This is a genomic window from Lysobacterales bacterium (assembly GCA_016703225.1).
GTDB lineage: Bacteria > Pseudomonadota > Gammaproteobacteria > Xanthomonadales > Ahniellaceae > JADKHK01.
This window is the reverse complement of sequence record JADJCM010000003.1, coordinates 418,050-439,210: the sequence shown is the minus strand read 5'-3', so window position 1 is coordinate 439,210 and position 21,161 is coordinate 418,050. Positions and strand designations below refer to the sequence as shown.

At 67.9% G+C, this 21,161-nt stretch carries 22 protein-coding genes, 1 tRNA gene and 1 other RNA gene; 8 read left to right on the top strand and 16 right to left on the bottom strand.

Annotated features, from left to right (window positions below; genetic code table 11):
• From IPG63_15150 to IPG63_15110, 9 genes are all read right to left on the bottom strand, one after another.
• Positions 1-816 carry an aminotransferase class IV gene (locus IPG63_15150; GenBank protein MBK6728536.1) on the bottom strand — a complete coding sequence of 272 codons (816 nt, stop codon included), beginning with the start codon at positions 814-816 and terminating at the stop codon, positions 1-3.
• Positions 813-2,159 (bottom strand): aminodeoxychorismate synthase component I, encoded by a 1,347-nt coding sequence (locus tag IPG63_15145; GenBank protein ID MBK6728535.1) that lies wholly within the window; start codon positions 2,157-2,159, stop codon positions 813-815. Before IPG63_15145 ends, IPG63_15150 begins: the two co-directional genes overlap by 4 nt.
• A gap of 11 nt (positions 2,160-2,170) precedes the next feature.
• Positions 2,171-3,412, bottom strand: coding sequence for a beta-ketoacyl-ACP synthase II (fabF, locus tag IPG63_15140; protein ID MBK6728534.1), 1,242 nt, complete (start codon positions 3,410-3,412; stop codon positions 2,171-2,173).
• Positions 3,413-3,491: 79 nt separating this feature from the next.
• Complete coding sequence (gene acpP, locus IPG63_15135; protein MBK6728533.1) at positions 3,492-3,731, bottom strand: acyl carrier protein; 240 nt, start codon at positions 3,729-3,731, stop codon at positions 3,492-3,494.
• A complete protein-coding gene (gene fabG, locus IPG63_15130; GenBank protein MBK6728532.1) occupies positions 3,728-5,272 on the bottom strand; it encodes a 3-oxoacyl-ACP reductase FabG in 1,545 nt (514 codons plus the stop codon). The genes acpP and fabG overlap by 4 nt, the downstream gene beginning before the upstream one ends.
• A gap of 9 nt (positions 5,273-5,281) precedes the next feature.
• Entirely contained in the window at positions 5,282-6,214 is a 933-nt protein-coding gene (gene fabD / locus IPG63_15125) for an ACP S-malonyltransferase (GenBank protein ID MBK6728531.1), read from the bottom strand.
• Positions 6,215-6,300: 86 nt separating this feature from the next.
• Positions 6,301-7,269: a ketoacyl-ACP synthase III gene (locus IPG63_15120; protein MBK6728530.1), complete on the bottom strand. Its 969-nt coding sequence runs from the start codon at positions 7,267-7,269 to the stop codon at positions 6,301-6,303.
• 122 nt (positions 7,270-7,391) lie between these two features.
• Positions 7,392-7,592, bottom strand: a complete 201-nt coding sequence (gene rpmF / locus IPG63_15115) for a 50S ribosomal protein L32 (protein MBK6728529.1) — start codon at positions 7,590-7,592, stop codon at positions 7,392-7,394.
• 13 nt (positions 7,593-7,605) lie between these two features.
• On the bottom strand, positions 7,606-8,118 hold the full coding sequence (locus IPG63_15110; protein MBK6728528.1) for a DUF177 domain-containing protein: 513 nt from the start codon (positions 8,116-8,118) through the stop codon (positions 7,606-7,608).
• 122 nt (positions 8,119-8,240) lie between these two features.
• On the opposite strand from IPG63_15110, the gene IPG63_15105 reads away from it, so the two are divergent.
• Positions 8,241-8,723, top strand: coding sequence for a hypothetical protein (locus IPG63_15105; protein ID MBK6728527.1), 483 nt, complete (start codon positions 8,241-8,243; stop codon positions 8,721-8,723).
• A gap of 4 nt (positions 8,724-8,727) precedes the next feature.
• The gene (gene maf / locus IPG63_15100; GenBank protein MBK6728526.1) at positions 8,728-9,312 is read left to right on the top strand and encodes a septum formation inhibitor Maf; all 585 of its coding nucleotides are present in this window, start codon (positions 8,728-8,730) and stop codon (positions 9,310-9,312) included.
• A gap of 28 nt (positions 9,313-9,340) precedes the next feature.
• Here maf and IPG63_15095 read toward each other — a convergent pair whose 3' ends face one another.
• The 3 genes from IPG63_15095 to IPG63_15085 all read right to left on the bottom strand — a co-directional run bounded on the left by IPG63_15095 (position 9,341) and on the right by IPG63_15085 (position 11,738).
• Positions 9,341-9,583 (bottom strand): type II toxin-antitoxin system HicA family toxin, encoded by a 243-nt coding sequence (locus tag IPG63_15095; GenBank protein ID MBK6728525.1) that lies wholly within the window; start codon positions 9,581-9,583, stop codon positions 9,341-9,343.
• On the bottom strand, positions 9,580-9,792 hold the full coding sequence (locus tag IPG63_15090; GenBank protein MBK6728524.1) for a 2-oxoisovalerate dehydrogenase: 213 nt from the start codon (positions 9,790-9,792) through the stop codon (positions 9,580-9,582). Before IPG63_15090 ends, IPG63_15095 begins: the two co-directional genes overlap by 4 nt.
• Before the next feature lie 98 nt (positions 9,793-9,890).
• Entirely contained in the window at positions 9,891-11,738 is a 1,848-nt protein-coding gene (locus tag IPG63_15085) for a glycosyltransferase family 39 protein (GenBank protein MBK6728523.1), read from the bottom strand.
• An 86-nt stretch (positions 11,739-11,824) separates the two neighbouring features.
• On the opposite strand from IPG63_15085, the gene IPG63_15080 reads away from it, so the two are divergent.
• From IPG63_15080 to IPG63_15070, 3 genes are read left to right on the top strand one after another with little or no spacing between them, the layout of a single operon-like run.
• Positions 11,825-12,778 (top strand): AAA family ATPase, encoded by a 954-nt coding sequence (locus IPG63_15080; protein MBK6728522.1) that lies wholly within the window; start codon positions 11,825-11,827, stop codon positions 12,776-12,778.
• A gap of 1 nt (position 12,779) precedes the next feature.
• Positions 12,780-13,739 (top strand): DUF58 domain-containing protein, encoded by a 960-nt coding sequence (locus tag IPG63_15075; protein MBK6728521.1) that lies wholly within the window; start codon positions 12,780-12,782, stop codon positions 13,737-13,739.
• Positions 13,736-15,712, top strand: coding sequence for a DUF3488 domain-containing transglutaminase family protein (locus tag IPG63_15070; GenBank protein MBK6728520.1), 1,977 nt, complete (start codon positions 13,736-13,738; stop codon positions 15,710-15,712). The genes IPG63_15075 and IPG63_15070 overlap by 4 nt, the downstream gene beginning before the upstream one ends.
• A gap of 4 nt (positions 15,713-15,716) precedes the next feature.
• On the opposite strand, the gene IPG63_15065 is transcribed toward IPG63_15070, so the two are convergent.
• The 4 genes from IPG63_15065 to dnaX are packed head-to-tail and all read right to left on the bottom strand — an operon-like array spanning position 15,717 to position 18,698.
• On the bottom strand, positions 15,717-16,061 hold the full coding sequence (locus IPG63_15065; GenBank protein MBK6728519.1) for a histidine triad nucleotide-binding protein: 345 nt from the start codon (positions 16,059-16,061) through the stop codon (positions 15,717-15,719).
• 10 nt (positions 16,062-16,071) lie between these two features.
• Positions 16,072-16,674, bottom strand: a complete 603-nt coding sequence (gene recR / locus IPG63_15060) for a recombination protein RecR (GenBank protein MBK6728518.1) — start codon at positions 16,672-16,674, stop codon at positions 16,072-16,074.
• Positions 16,674-16,997: a YbaB/EbfC family nucleoid-associated protein gene (locus IPG63_15055; protein ID MBK6728517.1), complete on the bottom strand. Its 324-nt coding sequence runs from the start codon at positions 16,995-16,997 to the stop codon at positions 16,674-16,676. Before IPG63_15055 ends, recR begins: the two co-directional genes overlap by 1 nt.
• Positions 16,998-17,006: 9 nt before the next feature.
• A complete protein-coding gene (gene dnaX / locus IPG63_15050; GenBank protein ID MBK6728516.1) occupies positions 17,007-18,698 on the bottom strand; it encodes a DNA polymerase III subunit gamma/tau in 1,692 nt (563 codons plus the stop codon).
• Between the two features lie 130 nt (positions 18,699-18,828).
• Here dnaX and IPG63_15045 point away from each other — a divergent pair.
• The 3 genes from IPG63_15045 to IPG63_15035 all read left to right on the top strand — a co-directional run bounded on the left by IPG63_15045 (position 18,829) and on the right by IPG63_15035 (position 21,146).
• Positions 18,829-18,921: transfer RNA gene (locus tag IPG63_15045), tRNA-Ser, on the top strand.
• Positions 18,922-18,990: 69 nt separating this feature from the next.
• An RNA gene (gene ffs / locus IPG63_15040) (signal recognition particle sRNA small type) lies at positions 18,991-19,088 on the top strand.
• Positions 19,089-19,328: 240 nt separating this feature from the next.
• On the top strand, positions 19,329-21,146 hold the full coding sequence (locus IPG63_15035; protein MBK6728515.1) for an N-acetylmuramoyl-L-alanine amidase: 1,818 nt from the start codon (positions 19,329-19,331) through the stop codon (positions 21,144-21,146).
• Positions 21,147-21,161 lie beyond the last annotated feature (15 nt).

Here is a 21,161-nt window from a genome sequence, read left to right as displayed (position 1 = left end):
TCAGGGCACCGGAAGTCCGAGTTCGGGGTGGAAACGACGCTGCAATGCATCGATCGCATCGCGTCGCCGGTAGTGACGCTCGCCAAGGCGCGCGACCGGCACGAACCCGCGCACGGCATTGCTCAGGATCAGGGCGTCGGCATGCGAGAGGGCGTCGCGGTGCATGGCCTGCACCCTAACCGAAAACCCCGGCGGCGGCGATTGCAGCAGCGTGTGGCGCGTCACACCGGCGATCACGCCGACGCCCACTGGTGGCGTCGCCAGCACGGTTCCGAACTGCGCAAACAGATTGGCCGACTGCGCGCCGAGCACGAAGCCATCAGCGTCACAGCGCAGCGTCGCACGATCCGGCATTGCGGCGGCTGCCAGCACCTGATCGAGTCGCGACAAGGTCTTGCAACCGCTGGTGTTCCCATCCAGCTGCAACGCTGGCGCAAACTCGGCGACGACGCCATCGCGATACTGCGCCGCCAGCAGTGCCGGCGCCGGATACACCAGCACGAACACATCGCTCGGGCTTGGCCATGCGCGCGCATAGCCGCGACCGCTCGCCCGCGCCACCAGCATCAGCTTGATCACGCCCGCCGCGGGCGCCGCGGCTGCGCGCGCCAACAGCGCTTCGACCTCCGCCCACAGCGGCTCGATCAGATGCAGCAGCGCGCACGCCGCACGCAGACGCGCGTGATGCGCCGGCCACCAGCAAACCTGCCCGTCGTGCACGCGCAGCGTCGTGAACGCACCATCGCCGTAATGCGCGGCGCGCGAATCCAGCGGCCACGACTCGATCGGCTGGCCATTGCACCAGGCGGCGATCATTGCGCTTCCTCGACCAGCGCGCGGATCAGGCCGCGCGCCTTGGCCCGGGTTTCCTCGAGCTCGCGCTGCGGGTCCGAGTCGGCGACGATGCCGGCGCCGGCGCGGAACTCGATCGCGTCGCCCGCGATCGTCATGCTGCGGATCAGGATGTTCAGGTCCAGCTCGCCATCGCTGCCGAGATAGCCGAGCGCTCCGGTGTAGAAGCCGCGGCCTTCGCCCTCGAGCTCGGCGATGATCTCCATGCAGCGCACCTTCGGACATCCGGTGATGGTGCCACCGGGAAACACGGCGCGGATCGCGTCCACCGGACCGAGCCCGGCGCGCAGCTCGGCGCGCACGTTCGACACGATGTGGTGGACATGGGCATAGCTCTCGACCGTCATCAGCTCATCGACCACGACCGAACCCGGCACCGCAACGCGACCGAGATCGTTGCGTTCGAGGTCGATCAGCATGATGTGCTCGGCGCGTTCCTTCGGGTGACCGACCAGTTCACGCATGCGCGCAGCGTCATCGTCGCCGGCAAAGCGCGGCCGCGTACCCGCGATCGGCCGCGTCTGCAGCACGCCCTGATGCAGCGACACCAGGCGCTCGGGCGAAGAACAGGCGAGCGCCCAATCGTCCCACTGCACCAGCCCCGCAAACGGCGCCGGATTCGACTCGCGCAGCGCCGCATAAATCGAAGCCGCGTCCAACCCATGCGGGCGCTGCGCACGCCAGGCCCGCGACAGGTTCACCTGGAACACGTCGCCGGCGGCGATGTAGTCGAGCGCGCGACGCACGCCGTCGAGATAGCGCGACGGCGCTTCCTCTGCGATCGCGGCAAGCCGGCGCTGCGGCGGAATCGGGCCGCGTTCGATCGCAGCATCGACGCAGGCACGTTCGATCAGATCCGGGTGCGTCGCCTCGCCGGCGACCCATGCGCGGCCAAGGATGCGGTCGCGCACGATCGCCACCGGCGTGCGCCAGGCGATCGCCTGCGGCACCGCCAGTCGCGACGGCGGCAGCCGCAGGCTTGGCTCGACTTCTGCCGCGAGTTCATAGCCGAGCAGCAGCGCAAAGCCGCCGCGAAAGGGCTGTGTGGCCGTGACCACGGGTAGCGCGACTTCGCGCTGCCAAGCCGCCAATGCCGCGAGAAAGCTGCCGCACTCGGCATGCGGCCCCAGGATTGCTCCGTCGCCATCGCGCAACAGCACCTCGCCGGTGGTCGCGAACAGCAGGTCGTAACGGGCACTGTCGCCACCGCTGGCGACCGACTCCAGCAACACCGGATAGCGCGCCGGCTCGGCTGCATGCAGCGCGAGCAGGTCCGGGATGCACGCCAGCTCGCGGATCAGGATCATGCGCGGTGAGGTCAGAGCTTGCGCATCACCACCGACGCATTGGTGCCGCCGAAGCCAAAGCCGTTGCTGATCGCGACCGTGATCTGCTTCTCGCGGGCCACATTCGGCACGTAGTCGAGATCGCAGCCTTCGCCCGGATTCTCCAGGTTGATCGTCGGTGGAATGATGCCGGTGTGCAGCGCCATGGCGGTGAAAATTGCCTCGACGCCGCCGGCCGCACCGAGCAAGTGCCCGGTCATCGACTTGGTCGAGCTGACCATGGTCTTGTAGGCATGTGCACCAAGTGCGCGCTTCACCGCCAGCGTCTCGGCGAGATCGCCGAGCGGGGTCGAGGTACCGTGCGCATTGAGGTATTCGATCTGATCGGCGTTGACGCCGGCATCGCGGAACGCCGCCGCCATGCAGCGCGCCGGACCGTCGCCGTCTTCGCTCGGTGCGGTCATGTGGAAAGCGTCGGAACTCGCACCGAAACCGGCGAGCTCGCAGTAGATGCGCGCGCCGCGTGCCTTCGCGGCTTCGTATTCCTCCAGCACCAGGATGCCGGCACCATCGCCGAGCACGAAGCCGTCGCGGTCGCGGTCCCAGGGGCGCGAGGCGCGGGTCGGGTCGTCGTTGCGCGTCGACATCGCGCGCATCGCGCAGAAGCCGGCGACCGAAGTCGGCGCCGAGCCGAACTCGGCGCCACCGGCGACCATGGCATCGGCATCGCCATACTGGATCAGGCGCATGGCCATGCCGATCGAATGATTGGATGTGGCGCAGGCGGATACCGCCGAGAAGTTCGGGCCCTTGAGGCCCTTCAGGATGCAGAGCTGGCCGGAAACCATGTTGATGATGGTCGAGGGCACGTAGAACGGCGACACCTTGCGTGGACCGCCCTTGTCGAGCGTCAGCGTGGTTTCCTCGATACCGCGGATGCCGCCGATGCCGGAGCCGACGATGGCGCCGATGCGTTCGGCGTTGGCGTCGGTGATTTCCAGCCCGGAGTCCTGCAACGCCATCATCGACGCGGCCAGGCCGTAGTGGATGAACGGGTCCATCTTCTTCGCGTCCTTGGGGGACACGAAAGTGGTCGGATCGAAATCATGCACCTCGCCGGCAATGCGGGTGTTGTAGGCACTGCAGTCGAAGCCGGTGATCGGCCCGATGCCGGAGCGGCCGTTGACGATGTTGTCCCAGGCCTGGGCGATGGAATTGCCGACCGGCGAGACGATGCCCATGCCGGTGACGACGACGCGACGCTTCTGACTCATGGCTCACTCCACAAAGTTCGATCGGCAAAAACGCAAACTGCGCCACGCGGGCGCAGTTCACATCCGCCGCAACGGGCGATCAGGCCTTGACGTGCGCCTTGACGTAGTCGATCGCCATCTGGACGCTGGTGATCTTCTCGGCGTCTTCGTCCGGGATCTCGCACTCGAACTCTTCCTCGAGCGCCATGACGAGTTCGACCGTATCGAGCGAGTCGGCGCCGAGATCATCGACGAACGACGCGTTCGCAGTGACTTCGTCTTCCTTCACGCCGAGTTGTTCGACGACGATCTTCTTGACGCGTTCTTCGATGCTGCTCATTGCTTTGAAACCTCCGGGATGGAAAACCCCGGAGGAGGTCCGGGGTTGAAAGCGGCGCGCATTGTAGAGCAAAGATTCGGCTTTGGCTCAAACACACGTTGGAGCGGGGGCGTATGGTGCGCGCTCAGACCTTCCCCCCCCCCCCCCCCCCCCCCCCCCCCCCCCCCCCCCCCCCCCCCCCCCCCCCCCCCCCCCCCCCCCCCCCCCCCCCCCCCCCCCCCCCCCCCCCCCCCCCCCCCCCCCCCCCCCCCCCCGGCCCCCCCCCCCCCCCCCCCCCCGCCCCCGCGGCGCGCCCCCGGCCGCCGCCCGCCCCCCCCCCCCCCCCGCCCCGGGCGCGGGGGCGGCGGCCCCGCCCGCCCCGCGCGCCCCGCCCCCGCGGGCGCCCCCCGGCCCGCCCCCCCCCCCCCGCCCCCCCGCGCCCCGCCCCCGCGGGGCGCGCGCCCCCCCCCCCCCGCGCCCCGCGCCCCGCCCCCCCCCGCCCGCCCCCCCCCCGCCCCCCGGCCCCCCCCCCGCGCGCGCGCCGCGCCCCCCCCCCCCCCCCCCCCCCCCCCCCCCCCAGGGGGGGGGGCCGCGGGGGGGCGGGGGCCCCGGGGGCGCCCCCGGGCGGGGGGCCCGCCCGCGCGCGGCCCCCGGCCGGCGGCCCCGCCCCCCGGGGCCGGGCCCCGGCGGGGGGCGGCCCCCCCGGGGGCCCCCGCGGGCGCCGGCCCCGGCGCCCCCCCCCCCCCGGGGGGCCGCCCCAGACCACCCCCCCCCCCCCCCCCCCCCCCCCCCCCCCCCCCCCCCCCCCCCCCCCCCCCCCCCCCCCTGTGCATGCCGCCATTCACGTGCAAAGTCTCGCCGGTGATGTAGGCGGCCAGCGGCGAGGCGAGGAACAGCACGGCGTTGGCGATGTCTTCGGGCGCACCGAAGCGGCCGAGCGCGATCGCATCCATCATCGCCTTCTTGTTCTCTTCCGGCAACGCACGGGTCATGTCGGTTTCGATGAAGCCGGGCGCGACCACGTTGACGGTGATGCCGCGGCTGCCGATCTCCTTCGCCAGCGACTTGGAGAAGCCGATGATGCCGGCCTTGGCCGCCGCGTAGTTGGCCTGGCCGGCATTGCCCATCACGCCGATCACGGAAGCGATCGAGATGATGCGCCCCTTGCGCGCCTTCATCATGCCGCGCATCGTTGCCTTGCTGGTGCGGTAAACCGAACTCAGGTTGGTATCGAGGATCGCTTGCCAGTCCTCGTCCTTCATGCGCATCAAAAGACCATCGCGAGTGATGCCGGCGTTGTTGACCAGAACACTGATCGCGCCGAATTCCTTGCTGACCGCGTCGACCAGTGCATCCACCGACGTGCTGCTGCCGACATCGAGCACGCGCCCGACGCCGCCGAGCGCGGCCATGCGTTCACTGATCGCAGCCGCACCGGATTCGCTGGTGGCGGTGCCGATGACTTTCGCGCCGGCTCGGGCCAGCGTGTCCGCGATGGCCGCGCCGATGCCGCGGCTGGCGCCGGTGACGAGCGCGATCTCGCCTTGAAGATTGATCTGCATGGGGCTTCCTCAGGTCCAGTCGTTGCGGGCGGCGTCGAGGTCGGTCGCGAGCGCGCGTCCATCGAGGCCCTTGTCGATGCGTTTGCACAGACCGGCGAGCACCTTGCCCGGGCCACACTCGCCAATGCGGCTGATACCGCGCGCAGCCAGCGCCTGCACGCACTCGGTCCAGCGCACCGGCAGGTAGAGCTGGCGCACCAGTGCGTCCTGGATCGCAGCGATCGAATCCTGCGCGAGTGCATCGGCGTTCTGGATCACCGGGCGATCCGGCAGCGTCCACGCCAGCGTCTGCATCTTCGCGCGCAGCGCATCTGCAGCCGGCTGCATCAAGGCACTGTGCGAAGGCACCGAGACCGCGAGCTTTACTGCCTTCTTGACGCCACGCTCGGCAAGCAATGCGATCGCACGATCCACCGCTTCGGCATGGCCGGCGATCACGGTCTGGCCGGGGCTGTTGAAGTTCGCGGGCGCGACGATCTGGCCCTGGGCCGCGTCAACGCAGGCCTGCGCGATCACCGCGTCATCGGCCATCAGGATCGCTGCCATCGCGCCGACGCCGGTCGGTACCGCGTCCTGCATCAGGCGACCGCGCTCGCGCACCAGGGCTGCACCATCGGCCAGCGACAGTGCACCGGCCGCGACCAGCGCCGCGTATTCGCCAAGACTGTGCCCAGCGAATGCCGCCGGCTGCGCTCCACCACGTTCATTCCAGACACGCCACACCGCGACACCGGCGGCGAGCAATGCCGGCTGGGTGTGCTCGGTGCGATTCAGTTGCTCCTCTGGGCCTTGCTGGCTCAGCGTCCACAAATCGAGACCGCAGCCGAGGCCGGCTTCCTCAAACGTGGCCCGCACCGTCGGCGACGCCGCTGCGAGATCGGCCAGCATGCCAAGCGACTGCGAGCCCTGGCCCGGAAACACGAAGGCGAGATTGGATGGCATCGATTTCTCCCGAATTACACGTCACATGTAGGAGGGCCACTTGTGGCCCGATCACCCTCGCCGCAGACACGGCCCAAGAAACGGGATCAGAAACGCACCAGTGCCGAACCCCAGGTGAAGCCGCCGCCGAAGGCCTCCATCAGCACCATCTGGCCGGGCTGGATCTTGCCGCTGCGCACCGCATGATCGAGCGCCATCGGCACCGACGCGGACGAGGTGTTGCCGTGTTTGTCGACGGTCACGATGACGCGATCCATCGGCATGTCCAGGCGCTTCGCGGTGGCGGTGATGATGCGCAGATTGGCCTGGTGCGGCACCAACCAGTCGATGTCCGACTTCTGCAGGTTGTTCGCGCTCAGCGTCTCTTCGACCACGGCGTCGAGCGTCTTGACCGCGACCTTGAACACGTCGTTGCCGGTCATCATCACGCGCACGCCGGCGTTCTTCTCGTCCAGCTTGAACCCCGCCGACACGCCGACCGGGTTGTACAGCAGTTCCTTGTAGGCACCGTCGGCATGCAGGTGCGTAGACAGGATGCCAGGCTCGGCCGATGGCTTCAGCACCACCGCGCCGGCGCCGTCGCCAAACAGCACGCAGGTGCCGCGGTCGGACCAGTCGAGCATGCGCGTCAGCGTCTCGGCACCGATCACCAATGCGCACTTGCTCGATCCCGAACGCACGAACTTGTCCGCGGTGGAGAGCGCGAAGATGAAACCCGAGCAGGCGGCATTGACATCGAATGCGGCGCAGCCGTTGGCGCCGAGGCGATGCTGCACCAGGCAGGCCGTGCTCGGGAAGATGATGTCCGGAGTGGTGGTACCGACGATCAGCAGATCGATCTCGGCCGCAGTGACGCCGGCCGCGGCCATCGCCTGCTTCGCGGCTTCGACCGCAAGATCGCTGGTGGTCTGGCCTTCCGCGGCGACATGGCGCTCGCGGATGCCGGTGCGTTCACGGATCCATTCGTCGTTGGTGTCGACCAGCTTCTCGAGGTCGGCGTTGGTCAGCACTTTCTCCGGCAGATAAGCGCCGGTGCCCACGATGCGCGAATAGATCACGATTCCTTCCCCGGGGAATGGGCAGCGTCACGCAGTCCGGTGGCGCCGCCAAAGAAAAACGAACCGGCGTTCGTCACACCGGTTCGATCGGACAGGCACGACTCCTTGCGGAGGCGGGATCAATCTTCGCTGGATGCGACCTTGTCGGCCTTGGTCTGGATGACCTTCTTGCCACGATAGAAGCCGTCCTTGGTGATGTGGTGACGCAGGTGCGTCTCGCCGCTGACCTTGTCGGTCGAAAGCTGCTTCACGGTCAGCGCATCGTGCGAACGGCGCATGCCGCGGGTGGAAGGGGTCTTGCGGCTTTTCTGGACGGCCATTTCGTTTCTCCAACTATTGCTTCTTGAGCGATACGAGCGCCGCGAACGGATGTTCACGGACACGCGCTTCGGCGTTTTCGGTCGTGAAGACGATTTCCCCGGCTTCGTCCGCGCCGGGCTTGGTCGGCACGATCGGCAGGGCCAGGATCAATTCGTCTTCGATCACATCGGACAGGCGCAGTCCGCCGTCGCCAGCCACCAGCAAGGGCTCGTATCCCGGCGGCAAGGCCGCTTCATCGGCCTCGAGTCGGATCAGGCCCAGGCGCGCGCTCAGCGATACCGGCCAGGCGAACGCTTCGAGCGTGCGCTGGCAGATCAACGAGAGTGCACCCTCGACGCGCAGCGCGAGAAACGCGACCCCGAGTCCGTCACGCCCGAACTCGAGTTCGTAGCGCAACTGACCGGACGGATCGGCGAGGCTCTCGCACAAACGCGGCAACGCGGCGATCGGCAGACTCCCGATGAAGCGACGGTGGGATGTCACCATCCGCCACGCATCGACGGTTTCGGGGAAGGCCGCTGACATAAGGGCGGGGATACTAGGCAGCGAACCCGTTGAAGTCAATCCGGATTTTGCGCTGGGGCCGCCAATTGGCCGGCATTCGGGCCAAGCCGCTAGACTTCCGCCACCTCTGCCGGGGCCGCCGCATGCCGCTGATCCTCTCCCTGTTCGTCGTCATCGCGGCCGTGGGCCTCGGTTTCGCCGTCGCAAACTGGCGCCAGCAACGGCGCAATCTGGCGATCCAGGCCCTGCTCGACGATGCCGACGCCCTCGAAGCCTGTCTGCTCGACACTCGCACGCGCATGCGCGAGCTCGAAGGCATGCTCGGACGACTGCCAGCCGATATCACCGAGAGCGCTCGCGCCTCGCTCGCTTCCGAGGCCGGCATCCAGGACGCGATGAAGCGCGTGCTCAGCCATCGCCTGTGGATCCGCGAACACTCCGCCACCGCGCCGATCGCCAAGCTGCACGAAGTGCGCGACACCGCGCGCAAGTCGCTGCTGCAACTGGAGCAGCAACTGGCTCGCCTGCAGCAGGCCGGCAGCGAACTGCAAACCGCCTACGCGCAATCTGACGCGCTGCTCGGAACGCAGGCACCGGTGGTTTCGAACAGCGCTGCCGAGGGCTGATCCGGTGTCGCGGCCAATCGTGCTCTGCTCCACTTCCCGCTACCGCCGCGACTTGCTGGAGCGCTTGCGGCTGCCGTTCATTTGCGCCGCACCGGAGATCGACGAGGCGCCGCGTCCGCAGGAACCGGTGGCCGCGCTCAGCGAACGACTGGCGATCGCGAAAGCGCGCGTGCTGACTGCCGACTTTCCCGATGCATTGCTGATCGGCTCCGACCAGGCTGCCAGCGCCGACGGACGACTGCTCGGCAAGCCCATGCATCGCGAGGCGGCGATCGCGCAATTGCTGCACGCATCCGGTCGCGAAGTCGTATTTCATACCGCTGTTGCCGTGCTCGATGTTGCAACGGACACCTGTCGGGTCGAGCGCGACCTCACCTGCGTGCGCTTTCGCACCCTTCAGCGTCGCGAGATCGAGCGCTATCTGGACCAGGAAGCCACGCTCGATTGCGCCGGCAGTTTCAAGTGCGAAGGCCTCGGCATCGCCCTGTTCGACGCCATCGAAACCCGCGACCCCACCGCCCTCATCGGCCTCCCGCTGATCGCCACCGCCCGCCTGCTGCGCGGCTTCGGAGTCGATCCGCTGGGGTGAATGCGTCGCCGACGCTCGACCCTTTCGCTCAAAGCTCCAGTTGCCGAATCAGGTCCGGCACGGCCATGCCGTGATGTGCGGCGATGTTTCGCAGCAGACTCTGCAGCGTTCCGATCTTGATCGGAGAGTGATTGGGGATTACCTCATGGTGCTCCCCACCGCGAAGCGTAGTGATGCGCAAGTGGGAACCACTCTGGCGCGTGACAACGTAGTCGAGCCGATGCAGCGCCTTGGCCAAATCGGCACCGGTCAAGTCGCGCGGCAGCTTCATGCCGCCAGCACTTCGTCCCGGACGTAGTGCAGGCGGATCAGTTTGGGGGCCTGGGCTGGATCTTCGAAGTAGCAGGCGACTGCATCGCGGACCATGGCGCGCAGTTCAGCCATGGTCTCGGCCTGCGTGGTGATGCCAAAACCAAAGGCACAGGCGACATAGCCGCCCTCGGTTGCGTCGGTGACTTCAAACACGATTTCCGTAGCCATGGGGCCATGATGCGGCGCGGCCGCCATACTGTCAAAAGCGCTCCGCGGCGCCTGCTGCGAAACTCGGCGCGGCAGCGGTATCGGCGAGGCTGACCCGCCTACTCGACGATCACGTCCACCAGCGCAATCCGGCGCCAGAGGCCGTCGGCCTGCGCCAGCACTTCGATGCGATGACGGCCGGGCGCGAGGTCGGCGCCGGCATGGTGGTGGAAGAAGCCAATGTTGGGCCAGTGCGGGTCGTGCAGGTCGGGCCAGGTGGAGCGCACGTATTCGGCGCCGGTGCCGTAGCTCGCACTCAGCGCGGGATCGCGGCGGCCATCTACGCGCACCTCGAAGCCGTCGATGCCTTGCGGCTCACGCACAACCCAGCCAGACAGCGAGAAGCCGTCGCCTGCGCGCATGCGTTGCCCAGCGACCGGCGCATTGAGCAGGCCGAGAGGTGGCAGCCGGCAGTCACGATCGACATTGGGCTGCAGTTCCAGCCAGACGAAGCGCTTCGCGGTTGCGAACAGGGCGCGATCCTGCAGCAAGCGGACGTGACCGAAGTCGCGGCACAGGCGCCGGTAGAACGGCAGCGTGTCGGCGGCGTACAGCGCATTCTCCTCGACCACGAGCAGCATTCGCGGCGCATGCAGCGCGCTCAGCGACTGCTCGTCGCGACCCCAGATCGCAAGCTGCGGCTGGCGTCCGTGCTTGCGGTTGCGCGGATGGTCGAGCACGTACACCGGGCGTACCCCCCGCAGCGCGAAATCGAGCTGCGCCGCGAGCAGAAAATTGTCGGCGACCAGCACCGTGTCCGCCGGCAGCGCGTCAAGCTGCCGGCGTGTCTCGTTGGCCGCGACACCCCAGCCGAGAAAGGGCTCACCGATGCGGCGGTCTCCGCCCGGGGGCCAGCGATCATCGACCTGGTCGAAACTCACCAGAACTGCGGCGAGCACGAGCGCCATCAGGCCCCCGCTGGCGCGCGCCCAGCGCTGCCAGCGTTGCCGCCCACGCCCCGCGTCTGCTGGCACGAGTGCGGGCATCACCAGCAGCAGCGGCAAATACGCCGGCAGCGGCCAGTGGAAACGCGTGCGCTCGGCATCGGCGAACAGCCCGGCGAAGAAGTAGACGCCGGCGATCGCGACTGCCATGGCCGCGATCACATCGAAACCGGGCTCGCGGCGCCGCTGCCAGGCGCGCCACATCGCCCACAGCAGCAGCGGGTACAGCAACACGCCCACGGTGGCCGCCTGCTCCAACGGCTGCAGCAAGGACATCGCGTTGAACTGCCAGGCGTGGCGCTCGACGGCCTGGAAGCGGAACCCGATCCAGTCGTGACCGAGGTTGAACAGCAGCGTTGGCAACAAGCCGACCAGACCGATCAGCTGCGCGATCCAGAAGCGTGCGCTGCCGGCCGCGGTTCGCGCGCGCGGGCTGATCGCAAGCAGCAGCAGCCCGACCGGATACAGCATCGCCGCGCGCCAGTGCGTCAGCCAGGCCAGCGCCAGCGCCGCGCCAAACAGCAACCAATGGCGCCAGCGCTGATCGTCGAGCGCGCGATCCAGCGCATACGCAGCCGCGATGAAAGCCAGCGTCAACGGCGCATCCGGCGTCGCCAACTGGCCGCTCAAGGCGAGCAGCGGCAGTGCCAGCGCATACGCTGCCACCGTGCGCGGTTCCACCTGGCGGAACCGAGCCCAGTGCAGCAGCAGCAAGAGGGTGGCGAACCCGCACAAGACGAAGCCGACGCGCAGGCCGAAGCGGTTGTCGCCGAACACCGCACAACCGGCGCGCACCAGCCACGCTGTCAGCGCCGGCAGATCGGTGTAGGCAGCGGCCAGATGGCGCCCTTCCTGCCAGTAGAAGACTTCGTCGCCGAACGGCGGCACCGCCAGGGCGAGGGCCAGCTTGGCGGCCAGCAGCAGCCACAGCCAGCGCCACCATCCGCAGGCGACGAACGCCATCAATGCCCTGCTCCAGCGGCAATTGCGGCTTCTGCACGTCGCATCGGGCAAGCTAGCATCGGGCGCAAGGCCAGGGAGTCGAAAGCATGAGTGTGGAACCGGTTCGCGTCGAACGCCATGATGCCACGCAGGTCGCGCTGCGCGCGGCGATCGAGCAGGTCAACCAGGTGGTGTTCGGCAAGCGCGCGCAGATCGACCTCGCCTTCGCCTGCCTGCTCGCCGGCGGGCATCTGCTGATCGAGGACGTGCCCGGCGTCGGCAAGACCACGCTCGCCCACGCCATGGCCACCAGCCTTGGGCTCAGCTACCAGCGCATCCAGTTCACCAGCGATTTGTTGCCTTCCGACATCCTCGGCGTGTCGATCTTCGACCGCGACAGCGGCCAGTTCCGTTTCCATGCCGGGCCGATCTTCGCGCAACTGGTGCTGGCCGACGAGATCAACCGCGCCACGCCGAAGACGCAGTCGGCGCTGCTCGAGGCGATGGCCGAGCAGCAGGTGACCGCGGATGGCGAATCGCGACCACTGCCCCAGCCGTTTCTGGTGGTGGCGACGCAGAACCCGGTCGACCTGGCCGGCACCTTTCCGCTGCCCGATTCGCAGCTCGATCGTTTCCTGATGCGCATCTCGCTCGGCTATCCGGATGCCGAAGGCGAGCGCCAGATGCTCGCCGCCTGTGATCGTCGCGAGCTGCTGACGCAACTCGGCCCGCGCCTGGACAGCGCGCAGTTGCTGGAGATCCGGCACCGCGTCGCGCACGTCACCACCAGCGCCGCGCTGATCGACTACGTGCAGCGCCTGCTCGCCGCAACCCGCCAGCACGCGCAAATCCGCATCGGGCTGTCGCCACGGGCGGGCTTGGCCCTGCTCGCAGGCGCGCGCGCGGTCAGCTTCCTCGGCGGCCGCAGCTTCGTGCTACCCGAGGACGTGCAAGCGGTCTTCGCCGCAGTCGCCGCGCACCGTCTGGTGCCGGCTTCCGAAGCGACACTGGCGCGCCCCGCGCTCGCGGCCGAGATCGTCAAGTCGGTGCGCGTCGACTGACATGTGGGCCCGCTGGCGCGACGCCCTGATGCGCTACGCCGAACGCCGCTTGCCGGCGCTGACGCGCTATCGCCAGGTCGAGGCACTGCCGATCCGGCTGCACCCGCGCCGCGTCTACATCCTGCCGACGCGCTTCGGGCTCGCGTTCGCGGTGCTGCTGCTGGCGATGCTGATCGGTGCGCTGAACTTCAACAACAACCCGGCCCTGCTGCTGGCGCTGCTGGTCATCGCCATGACCATGATCGGATTCCACCATTGCGTTGCGCAATTGAACCGGGTCGAGTTGCGCAGTGTCGGCGCCGACCCGGTGCATGCCGGGCAACCCCTGCGCCTGCGCCTGGGCTTCCACGCTGGCGCCGGCGCCGAACGTCCGCAACTGGTGCTCGACCAGGAGCAACGCGCGACCTGCTTCACGCTGCAGCCGGACACGGACGGCAAGGCCGAGATCCTGTTGCCGACGACGCGACGCGGGCGAATGGCGGTCGGTCGCTTCCGGCTCTGGACCCAGTATCCATTCGGCATCACCTGGGCCTGGTCGGTGCTGCATCCGGACGTGCAGGTGCTGGTGTACCCGAAGCCGGAAGACGGCGCCCCGACACTGCCGCTGGGCGACCCGCGCGAGCAGGGTCAGCGCCTGCGCTTCCCCGGCGACGACTGGCACGGACTGCGTGAGCACCGCACCGGCGATCCGCCCAAGCACGTCGCATGGAAGGCGAGCGCGCGGCTGGAGCGACTGCTGGTCAAGGAGTTCGCCGATCCGCAGAGCCATGCAGTCATGCTCGACTGGGAGGCGGTGCAACTCGACAAGGAGGCGCGCATCTCGCGGCTGACGCGCTGGGTGATCGAAGCGCGCGACCGCCAGATTCCATTTCGCCTGCGCCTGCCGGACGCTGAACTCGGCCCCGGCAGCGGCGCCGCGTTCGCGGCCACGTGCCTGCGCGAACTGGCGCTGCTGCCATGAATCCGGCGATCGATCGCAGTCGCTACGCGCTGGTGCTCGCCCTCGACACCTTGCTGCTCGCCGGGCAGCTGCACTGGATGCCCGCTGTCTACGCGCTCTGGCTTGGCCTGCTGCTGCTGCTTGCCACCTGGCTGGCGCGCCAGCGCGTGCGCGCGGCCCCGGCGCTGATCCGAATTCCCCTGCTGTTCGCAACCCTCGGGCTGCTGGTCTATTCCACCGGTTCTCCGATCGGCCGCGAGGGCGGCAGCGCCCTGCTCGGTGGCCTGATCTTCCTGAAACTGTTCGAGACCGCCACCCTGCGCGATGCGCGCGTCACCGCCGCGGCCGCGCTGTTTTTCTGCATGATCGGGTTCTTGTTCGGTCAAGGCATGTTGCTGACGCTGTACTTCTGCCTGGTCGCACTTGCCTGTTTCGTGGTGCTGCATGTGGCCAGCAACGACCGTGACGACGCTTCCGTGCAGTGGTTCGACCGGCTGCGGCGCGGACTGCGGCTGAGCGCGCGCGTCGCCACCGCGGCGATCCCGCTGACACTGATCGTGTTCGTGCTGTTTCCCCGCTTGTCGTCGCCGCTGTGGGGTGCGCCCTGGGATGCGACGCAGGGCAAGACCGGCATCTCCGACCGCATGCGTCCCGGACAGTTGAGCGCGCTGTGGAACGACGATTCCCCGGCCTTCCGCGTCACCTTCGAGGGCGCGGTGCCGCCGCCGGCGTCGCGCTACTGGCGTGGCCCGGTGCTGTGGTCGTTCGACGGCCAGGAATGGTCGCGCTCCGATCTGTTTCGCGGTTCGCGGGTTGGCGCATTGAGTTATCCGCCCGACAGCGTCGTCGACTACGAAGTGCTGATGGAACCCAGCGAGCGCAACTGGTGGTTCCCGCTCGATTTCGCCTTGCAGACTCCGGAGGGCACGCGCATCGGCGGCGATGGCCAGGTCACCAGCTTCCGCCCGATCATCGGCCCGCGCAAGGCCAATTTCCGCTCCGCCTGGCGCTACCAGCTTGACGTCAACCCGGCCCTGGGCCAGCGCTGGGCCGCATTGCGCCTGCCCGAGACCGGCAATGCGCGCGCACGCGCGCTTGCTGCCGGCTGGCGCAGCACGCATAACGGAAATGCCGACGCCATCATCGACGCCGCGCTGCAGATGTTTCATCGTGATTTCGCCTACACCCTCGAACCGCCGCCGCTCGGCGTGGAAACCGTCGACGATTTCCTGTTCAACACCAAGGCCGGCTACTGCGAGTACTTCGCCTCCAGCTTCGCCTTCCTGATGCGCGCCGCCGGCGTGCCGACGCGCATCGTCACCGGCTATCAGGGCGGCAGCTACAACGCCTCCGGCGACTACTGGATCGTGCGCAACTCGGACGCACACGCGTGGACCGAGGTGTGGCTGACAGGTCGCGGCTGGGTGCGCGTCGATCCGACTGCGGCGGTGGCGCCCGAACGCATCAACCGCGGCAGCCTCAGCGCAGCGCTGCCAGAGGCTGCTTCCTGGTATAGCGAAGGCTGGGGTGCCGAGTGGCGCAACCGCTTCGACCTGATCGCGCGCTACTGGCGCCAGGCGGTGATCGAATTCGACGCGGTGCGGCAACGCAATCTGCTGCAGCAGGTGGGTCTGGAAGACATGAGTTGGCAGGCGCTCGGAGGTGGCTTGCTGGTGTTCGGTGGCATCGGGTTGTTGCTCGGCGTCTGGCTCAGCCTGCGCGGGCTCACGCCGCAGACACGCGACCCGCTTCTGCTTGCCTATCGTCGCTTCGGCGCACGCCTGGCGCGGGCCGGCGTTGCGCGAGCCGAAGCCGAGGGACCGATCACGTTCGGCGAACGCGCCGCGCAACAGTTGCCGTCCGCGGCGCCGGCCATTCTCGAACTGACGCGCCGCTTCGCCGAACAGCGCTACGGCGTCTCCGCCAACGACCAGGACCTCAGCCACCGCTTGCGGCTGGCGCGAGAGCTGCGTGCATTCCGCAGCCGACGCTGAGTCTTCAGCCCGGCGGCCAGGTCAGTTGGCGGCCAGCGAGAAGATGCAGGTGGATGTGATAGACGCTCTGCCCGCCATCGGCGTTGCAGTTGAATACGGTGCGGTAGCCGCGCTCGGCGAAGCCTTCGCGCTTGGCGTAGGCTGCGGCAGCGAGCAACAGCTTCCCGACCAGCACGCCATCGTCGGGCCCGAGGTCGTTCAGCGTCGGCACTGCACGCTTGGGCACGAACAGTACGTGCACCGGCGCCTGCGGCTGGATGTCGCGAAACGCGAGAACCTCCTCGTCTTCGTAGACGATGGCGGCCGGAATCTCGCGGCGGATGATCTTGCTGAACAGGGTGTCGGACATGGTCTCTCCGTCAGGTCAATTCGAGGCGACCGCCAAAGGCATGCGCAAGCGTGCCACGGTCGATGAACTCCAGTTCCGAACCCAGCGGCACGCCATGCGCCAGCCGGCTCGCGCGCACGCCGGCGTGTTTCGCCAACTGCGCCAGGTAATGCGCGGTGGCCTCGCCTTCCACGGTCGGATTGGTGGCGACGATCAGCTCCCGCACTTCCCCCTCCGCCAGCCGCCGTGCCAGCAGGTCCAACCCAAGCTCCTCGGGGCCGAGCCCATCCAGTGGCGAGAGTCGGCCGAGCATCACGAAGTAGCGTCCGCGATATCCGGTCGCCTGTTCGATCGCGAGCTGATCGGTCGGTGACTCGACCACACACAACAGTGCCGCGTCGCGCGCCGGGCTGCTGCACACCGGGCACAGCTCGCCCTCGCTGAATGTGCGGCAGCGCTTGCAGTGACCGATCTTCTCGGCGGCAAGCGCAAGTTGGTGCGCCAGCTTCTGCGCACCCGGACGATCGCGTTCGAGCAAGTGGAAGGCCATGCGCTGCGCCGACTTCGCGCCCACGCCGGGCAGCACGCGCAAGGCCTCGATCAGGGCATCGAGCAGTGGCGAAGCGGTCGCCATCAGAACGGCAGCTTGAATCCCGGCGGCAGGTTCATGCCCCCGGTGACCTGGGCCATGCGCGCCGCGGCGGCTTCGCCGACCTTGTTCACGGCGTCGTTGGTGGCGGCAACGATCAGGTCTTCGAGCATCTCGATGTCGTCGCCGATCAGCGCCTTGTCGATCTTGACGCGGCGTGCTTCATGGCGACCGTTCATGGTCACGCTGACCATGCCCCCGCCGGCGCTGCCGGTGACCTCCACGTTCGCAAGCTCCTCCTGCGCGCGCTTCATGTTTTCCTGCATCTTCTGCGCTTGCTGCATGATGTTGCCGAGTGGACCGCGCATGGGAATTCCTTAGTCGAGAGGTTTGGTGGAATCGGGGAGGATGCGCGCGCCGAACTCGCGGATCGCGCGCTGCACAAAGGGGTCAGCGGCAATTGCGGCCTCGGCGGCGGCATCGCGTTCGCTCTGGTCGCGCGCCGCGCGGGACGCAGCGGTGTCGCCCATCACGGCGGCGATCTCGACCTGGATACGCGCGCCGCGGCCGGTGCCGACCGCGAGCGCATCTTGCAGCTTGCGCAACGCGAACTCATTGCGCAGGTGCTCGTGGCTGGCGGGAAGCGATACGCGGATGTTCTCGCCATCGTCGCCGAGAAAGCCGAGGTTGGCTGCGAATTCACGCGCAGGTCCGCGCAACTCGGAGTGGTCGACGAAATCCATCCACGCCGCCGGATCGAAGCGCTGCGCCGGCGTCGCAGCCGGCGCGGGCGCCGGTTGCGCCGCGGCCGCAGGCATCGCCATCGACGCCGCTGCTCGGGGCGCGGCGACCGCTTCGCCGAGTTGCATCGACACCATCGCCGCGGCACTCGCGACCGGGCTACGCTCCGGCCCCGTCTGGGAAGGCGACTGCGAAGGAGCAGACATCGTTCGCGGAGCGCTGGTACTGCGGACCGGTGCATCACCGGCAGCCGGCGCCGGCTGGAACGCGAGCATGCGCATCAGCGTCATCTCGAAGCCGATGCGCGGGCTAGGTGCCAGTGCCAGATCACGGCGTCCGGTGATCGCCAGCTGATAGAACAGCTGCACGGTTTCCGGCGCCAGACGTTGGGCGAACCCGGCGACCGGCCAGGCGGCATCGCTGGCCGCGCCCGGAATCAACTGCTCGACCTGGATCGCGTGCATCGCTTCGGCGAAGGCGTCGAGCACGGTCGCGTAGTCGGGCTGGAATTCGGCGGCCTGCTGGATCAGCGCGGCGAGCGCGGCGGCATCGTCGCGCACGATCGCATCGAGGAAGTCGGTGACCGCGCCGCGGTCGATGGTGCCGAGCATGGTGCGCACTTCGGACGCAACCAGCTTGCCGCCGCCGAACGCGATCGCCTGGTCGAGCAGGCTCAGTGCATCGCGCAGGCTGCCATTGCCGCCGCGCGCGATCTCGCGCACCGACTCGGGATCGTGCTCGATCTGCTCGGCGGCGAGGATGCGGTCGACCTGGAACACGATCTGCTCGATCGTCAGTCGCTTCAGGTTGAACTGCAGGCAACGCGACAGCACGGTGACCGGCAGCTTCTGCGGATCGGTGGTCGCGAGCAGGAACTTGGCGTGACCCGGCGGCTCTTCGAGCGTCTTCAGCAGCGCGTTGAAGGCGCTCTTGGACAGCATGTGCACTTCGTCGATCAGATAGACCTTGTAGCGGCCGCGCGCCGGCAGGTACTGCGCGTTTTCGATCAACTCGCGCACGTCATCGACACCGGTGTTGCTGGCGGCGTCGATCTCGAGCAGGTCGAAGAAGCGCCCGGCATCGACGTCACTGCAGATCGAGCACACGCCACAAGGTTCAGCCGATGTGCCGCGTTCGCAGTTCAGCGATTTCGCGAAGATGCGCGCGATCGTGGTCTTGCCGACACCGCGGGTGCCGGTGAACAGGAAGGCGTGGTGGATGCGACCGCTGTCGAGCGCGTGGCTGAGCGCGCGCACCACATGCTCCTGCCCGACCAGTTCGGCGAAGCGCTTCGGGCGCCATTTGCGAGCAAGGACCTGATACGACATCACGGCACCGTTTGGGAACGTGCATTGTGCCAACCCCGGGCGCGCGCGGCCAGTTCGGCTTGAGCCAAGCCGCGCGAGCGGCTACAGTGCGCGCCCCCCGACGCGGCCATGGTCGCGTCGGGGTTCCAGTGGAGCGATGTCCGAGCGGTTGAAGGAGCACGCCTGGAAAGTGTGTATACGGCTTATACCCGTATCGAGGGTTCGAATCCCTCTCGCTCCGCCAGCTCTACCCTGCCCCAAGTTTCCGGCTCGCCGGTGCGACGGCAGGAAGCACCGGTTTCTATGGTGGTCTCCGTCGGTTCCTCGCGACGATAGGTGGAAAACCCCGCCAGGCCCGGAAGGGAGCAACGGTATTCACTGATTCGGGTGCCGAGGGCCAGCCGGCGGAGGCTGCCGCTCCGACGCGAGCAAGCCCGGAAGGGAGTCCACTTCGCTTTTCACTGATTCGGGTGCCGAGGACCAGCCGGCGGAGGCCGCCGCTCCTGTCTCAGTTTGTTGCACTGCCGCTTGCCCGCAACGGGCCGCGTCGCTATCAAGCGCAACACCGCAGCATTGCCGATCGATCCCGTCCGGGGTCGCGAGACGCTTGCGCGACGATTCAAGCAATCGTTTCAATCACAGGGGAAAACCATGGGGATGCTTCGCGGACTGTTGTTGTCCTTGCCTTTGCTCGCCGTGTTGCCGGCGCAGGCGATGGAGTTCGTTGCGCCTGACGCGTCTTCGGCGCGCGATGTTGTCGAATACGACACCAGCGCGGATCGCGCCGCGCTGAAGGCCCACTTCGCCGAAGCCTACGCCCGCTATCCACGACTGCCGCAGGGGTTGCTCGAAGCCCTGGCCTGGTCGCAGAGTCGTTGGCAACACCTGGCGCCGGCCAAGCGTGCCGACGCCCACCAACATCAACCCCGTGCGTTCGGAGTGATGGGTCTGTATCGCGGCGAAGGCTTCGCGAACCAGGTCGAAGCGGGTGCAGCTCTGATCGGAGTACCCGGCGATCTGGTGGCGAGCGATGCCCGCCACAACATCCTCGCTGCCGCCGCCCTGCTCGATCGAGAAGCCTCGTCACTGCCGTCGAAGGCAGCGCCCAGCGATTACGCCGAGGTGTTGCAGCGTTACGCGAGTTTCGGCGGCGAGGCCAAGAGCCGCATCCAGCAATTTGCACGTGCCAGCTTCGCCTACGACGTGCTTCTTGCGCTTGACCGTGGCGTGAACGAAGACGGCGCCGCGGTACCCGAGCGCGCGATCGAATGGGAGAAGGCGTTCGACGTCGACACGCTGTCCAAGCTCGGCGCGCCGTTCGTGCGCCTCGACGCCAGCAAGGATCGCATCGAAACCGATGGCTACCTGCTCGATCCGCGCGACGAAACCCTGCACTCGACCGCGCCTTCGCCAAAGAGCACCGACTACGCACCTGCACTCTGGGTCGCATCGCCCTACCACTCGGCACGCTCGGTCGCAAAGCCGACGGCGGTGGCGATCCACATCACCCAAGGCAGCTACGCCGGAACGATTTCCTGGTTCCAGAGCAACCCGTACAGTGTCAGCGCACACTTCGTGATCCGCAGTTCCGACGGCCAGCTCACGCAGATGGTGCGCGAGTATCGCGTCGCCAACCACGTCAAGTCGCACAACGACTACACGCTGGGCATCGAACACGAAGGCTACGTATCGAACAGCGCCTGGTACACGAGTGCGATGTACAACGCGTCGAGCGCACTCACGCGTCACTTCTGCGCGGTCTGGAGCATCGACTGCAGGACCGCCTACAGCGGCCCCTCCGGCAGCACCATCAATGTGCTTTCAACCGCAGTTAAGATCAAAGGCCATCAGCATTTTTCCAACAACACCCACACCGACCCGGGCATCCACTGGGACTGGGCGCGCTACTACAACCTGTTGAATCCGGCGCAGACCGTGGTGCTCGACAACTTCGAAGCGGGTGAAGGCCACTTCACCACCAGCCCGACCTACTCGGGCAGCACCACCGGCATCAGCACCGCATCGACCGCCGACCGCTACTGCACGTTCGCGCAAAGCGGCGCGTGCTCGGAACGCGTCCTGTTAGTTGACAACAGCGCGTCGACCGCATCCTGGGCAGTGCGATTCCTGTCCGGCGCCGGCAGCCCCGGCGCGAACACCGCGCTGGCACGCGCCGGCGGCAAGGTCGGCTTCTGGATCTACACCGGCGGCACCGGCATGAGTGCTGCGCTGGGCGTCGATGACAGTGACGGCACCGAGCGCTCCATCGCGAAGGCCATCCCGGCGAACACCTGGACCTGGCTCGAATGGCGCCTCGACGACGCCGCGCAATGGGACGCCTGGGCCGGCGGCAACGGCACGATCAGCGCCGCCAGCGTCACCCTCGACGCGATCTGGCTGTACCGCGCGCAGACCAGCTACAACGTCAACGTCTACATCGACGACGTCAGCCACAGCACCGGCTTGTGAGCGTCGCACCCGGCG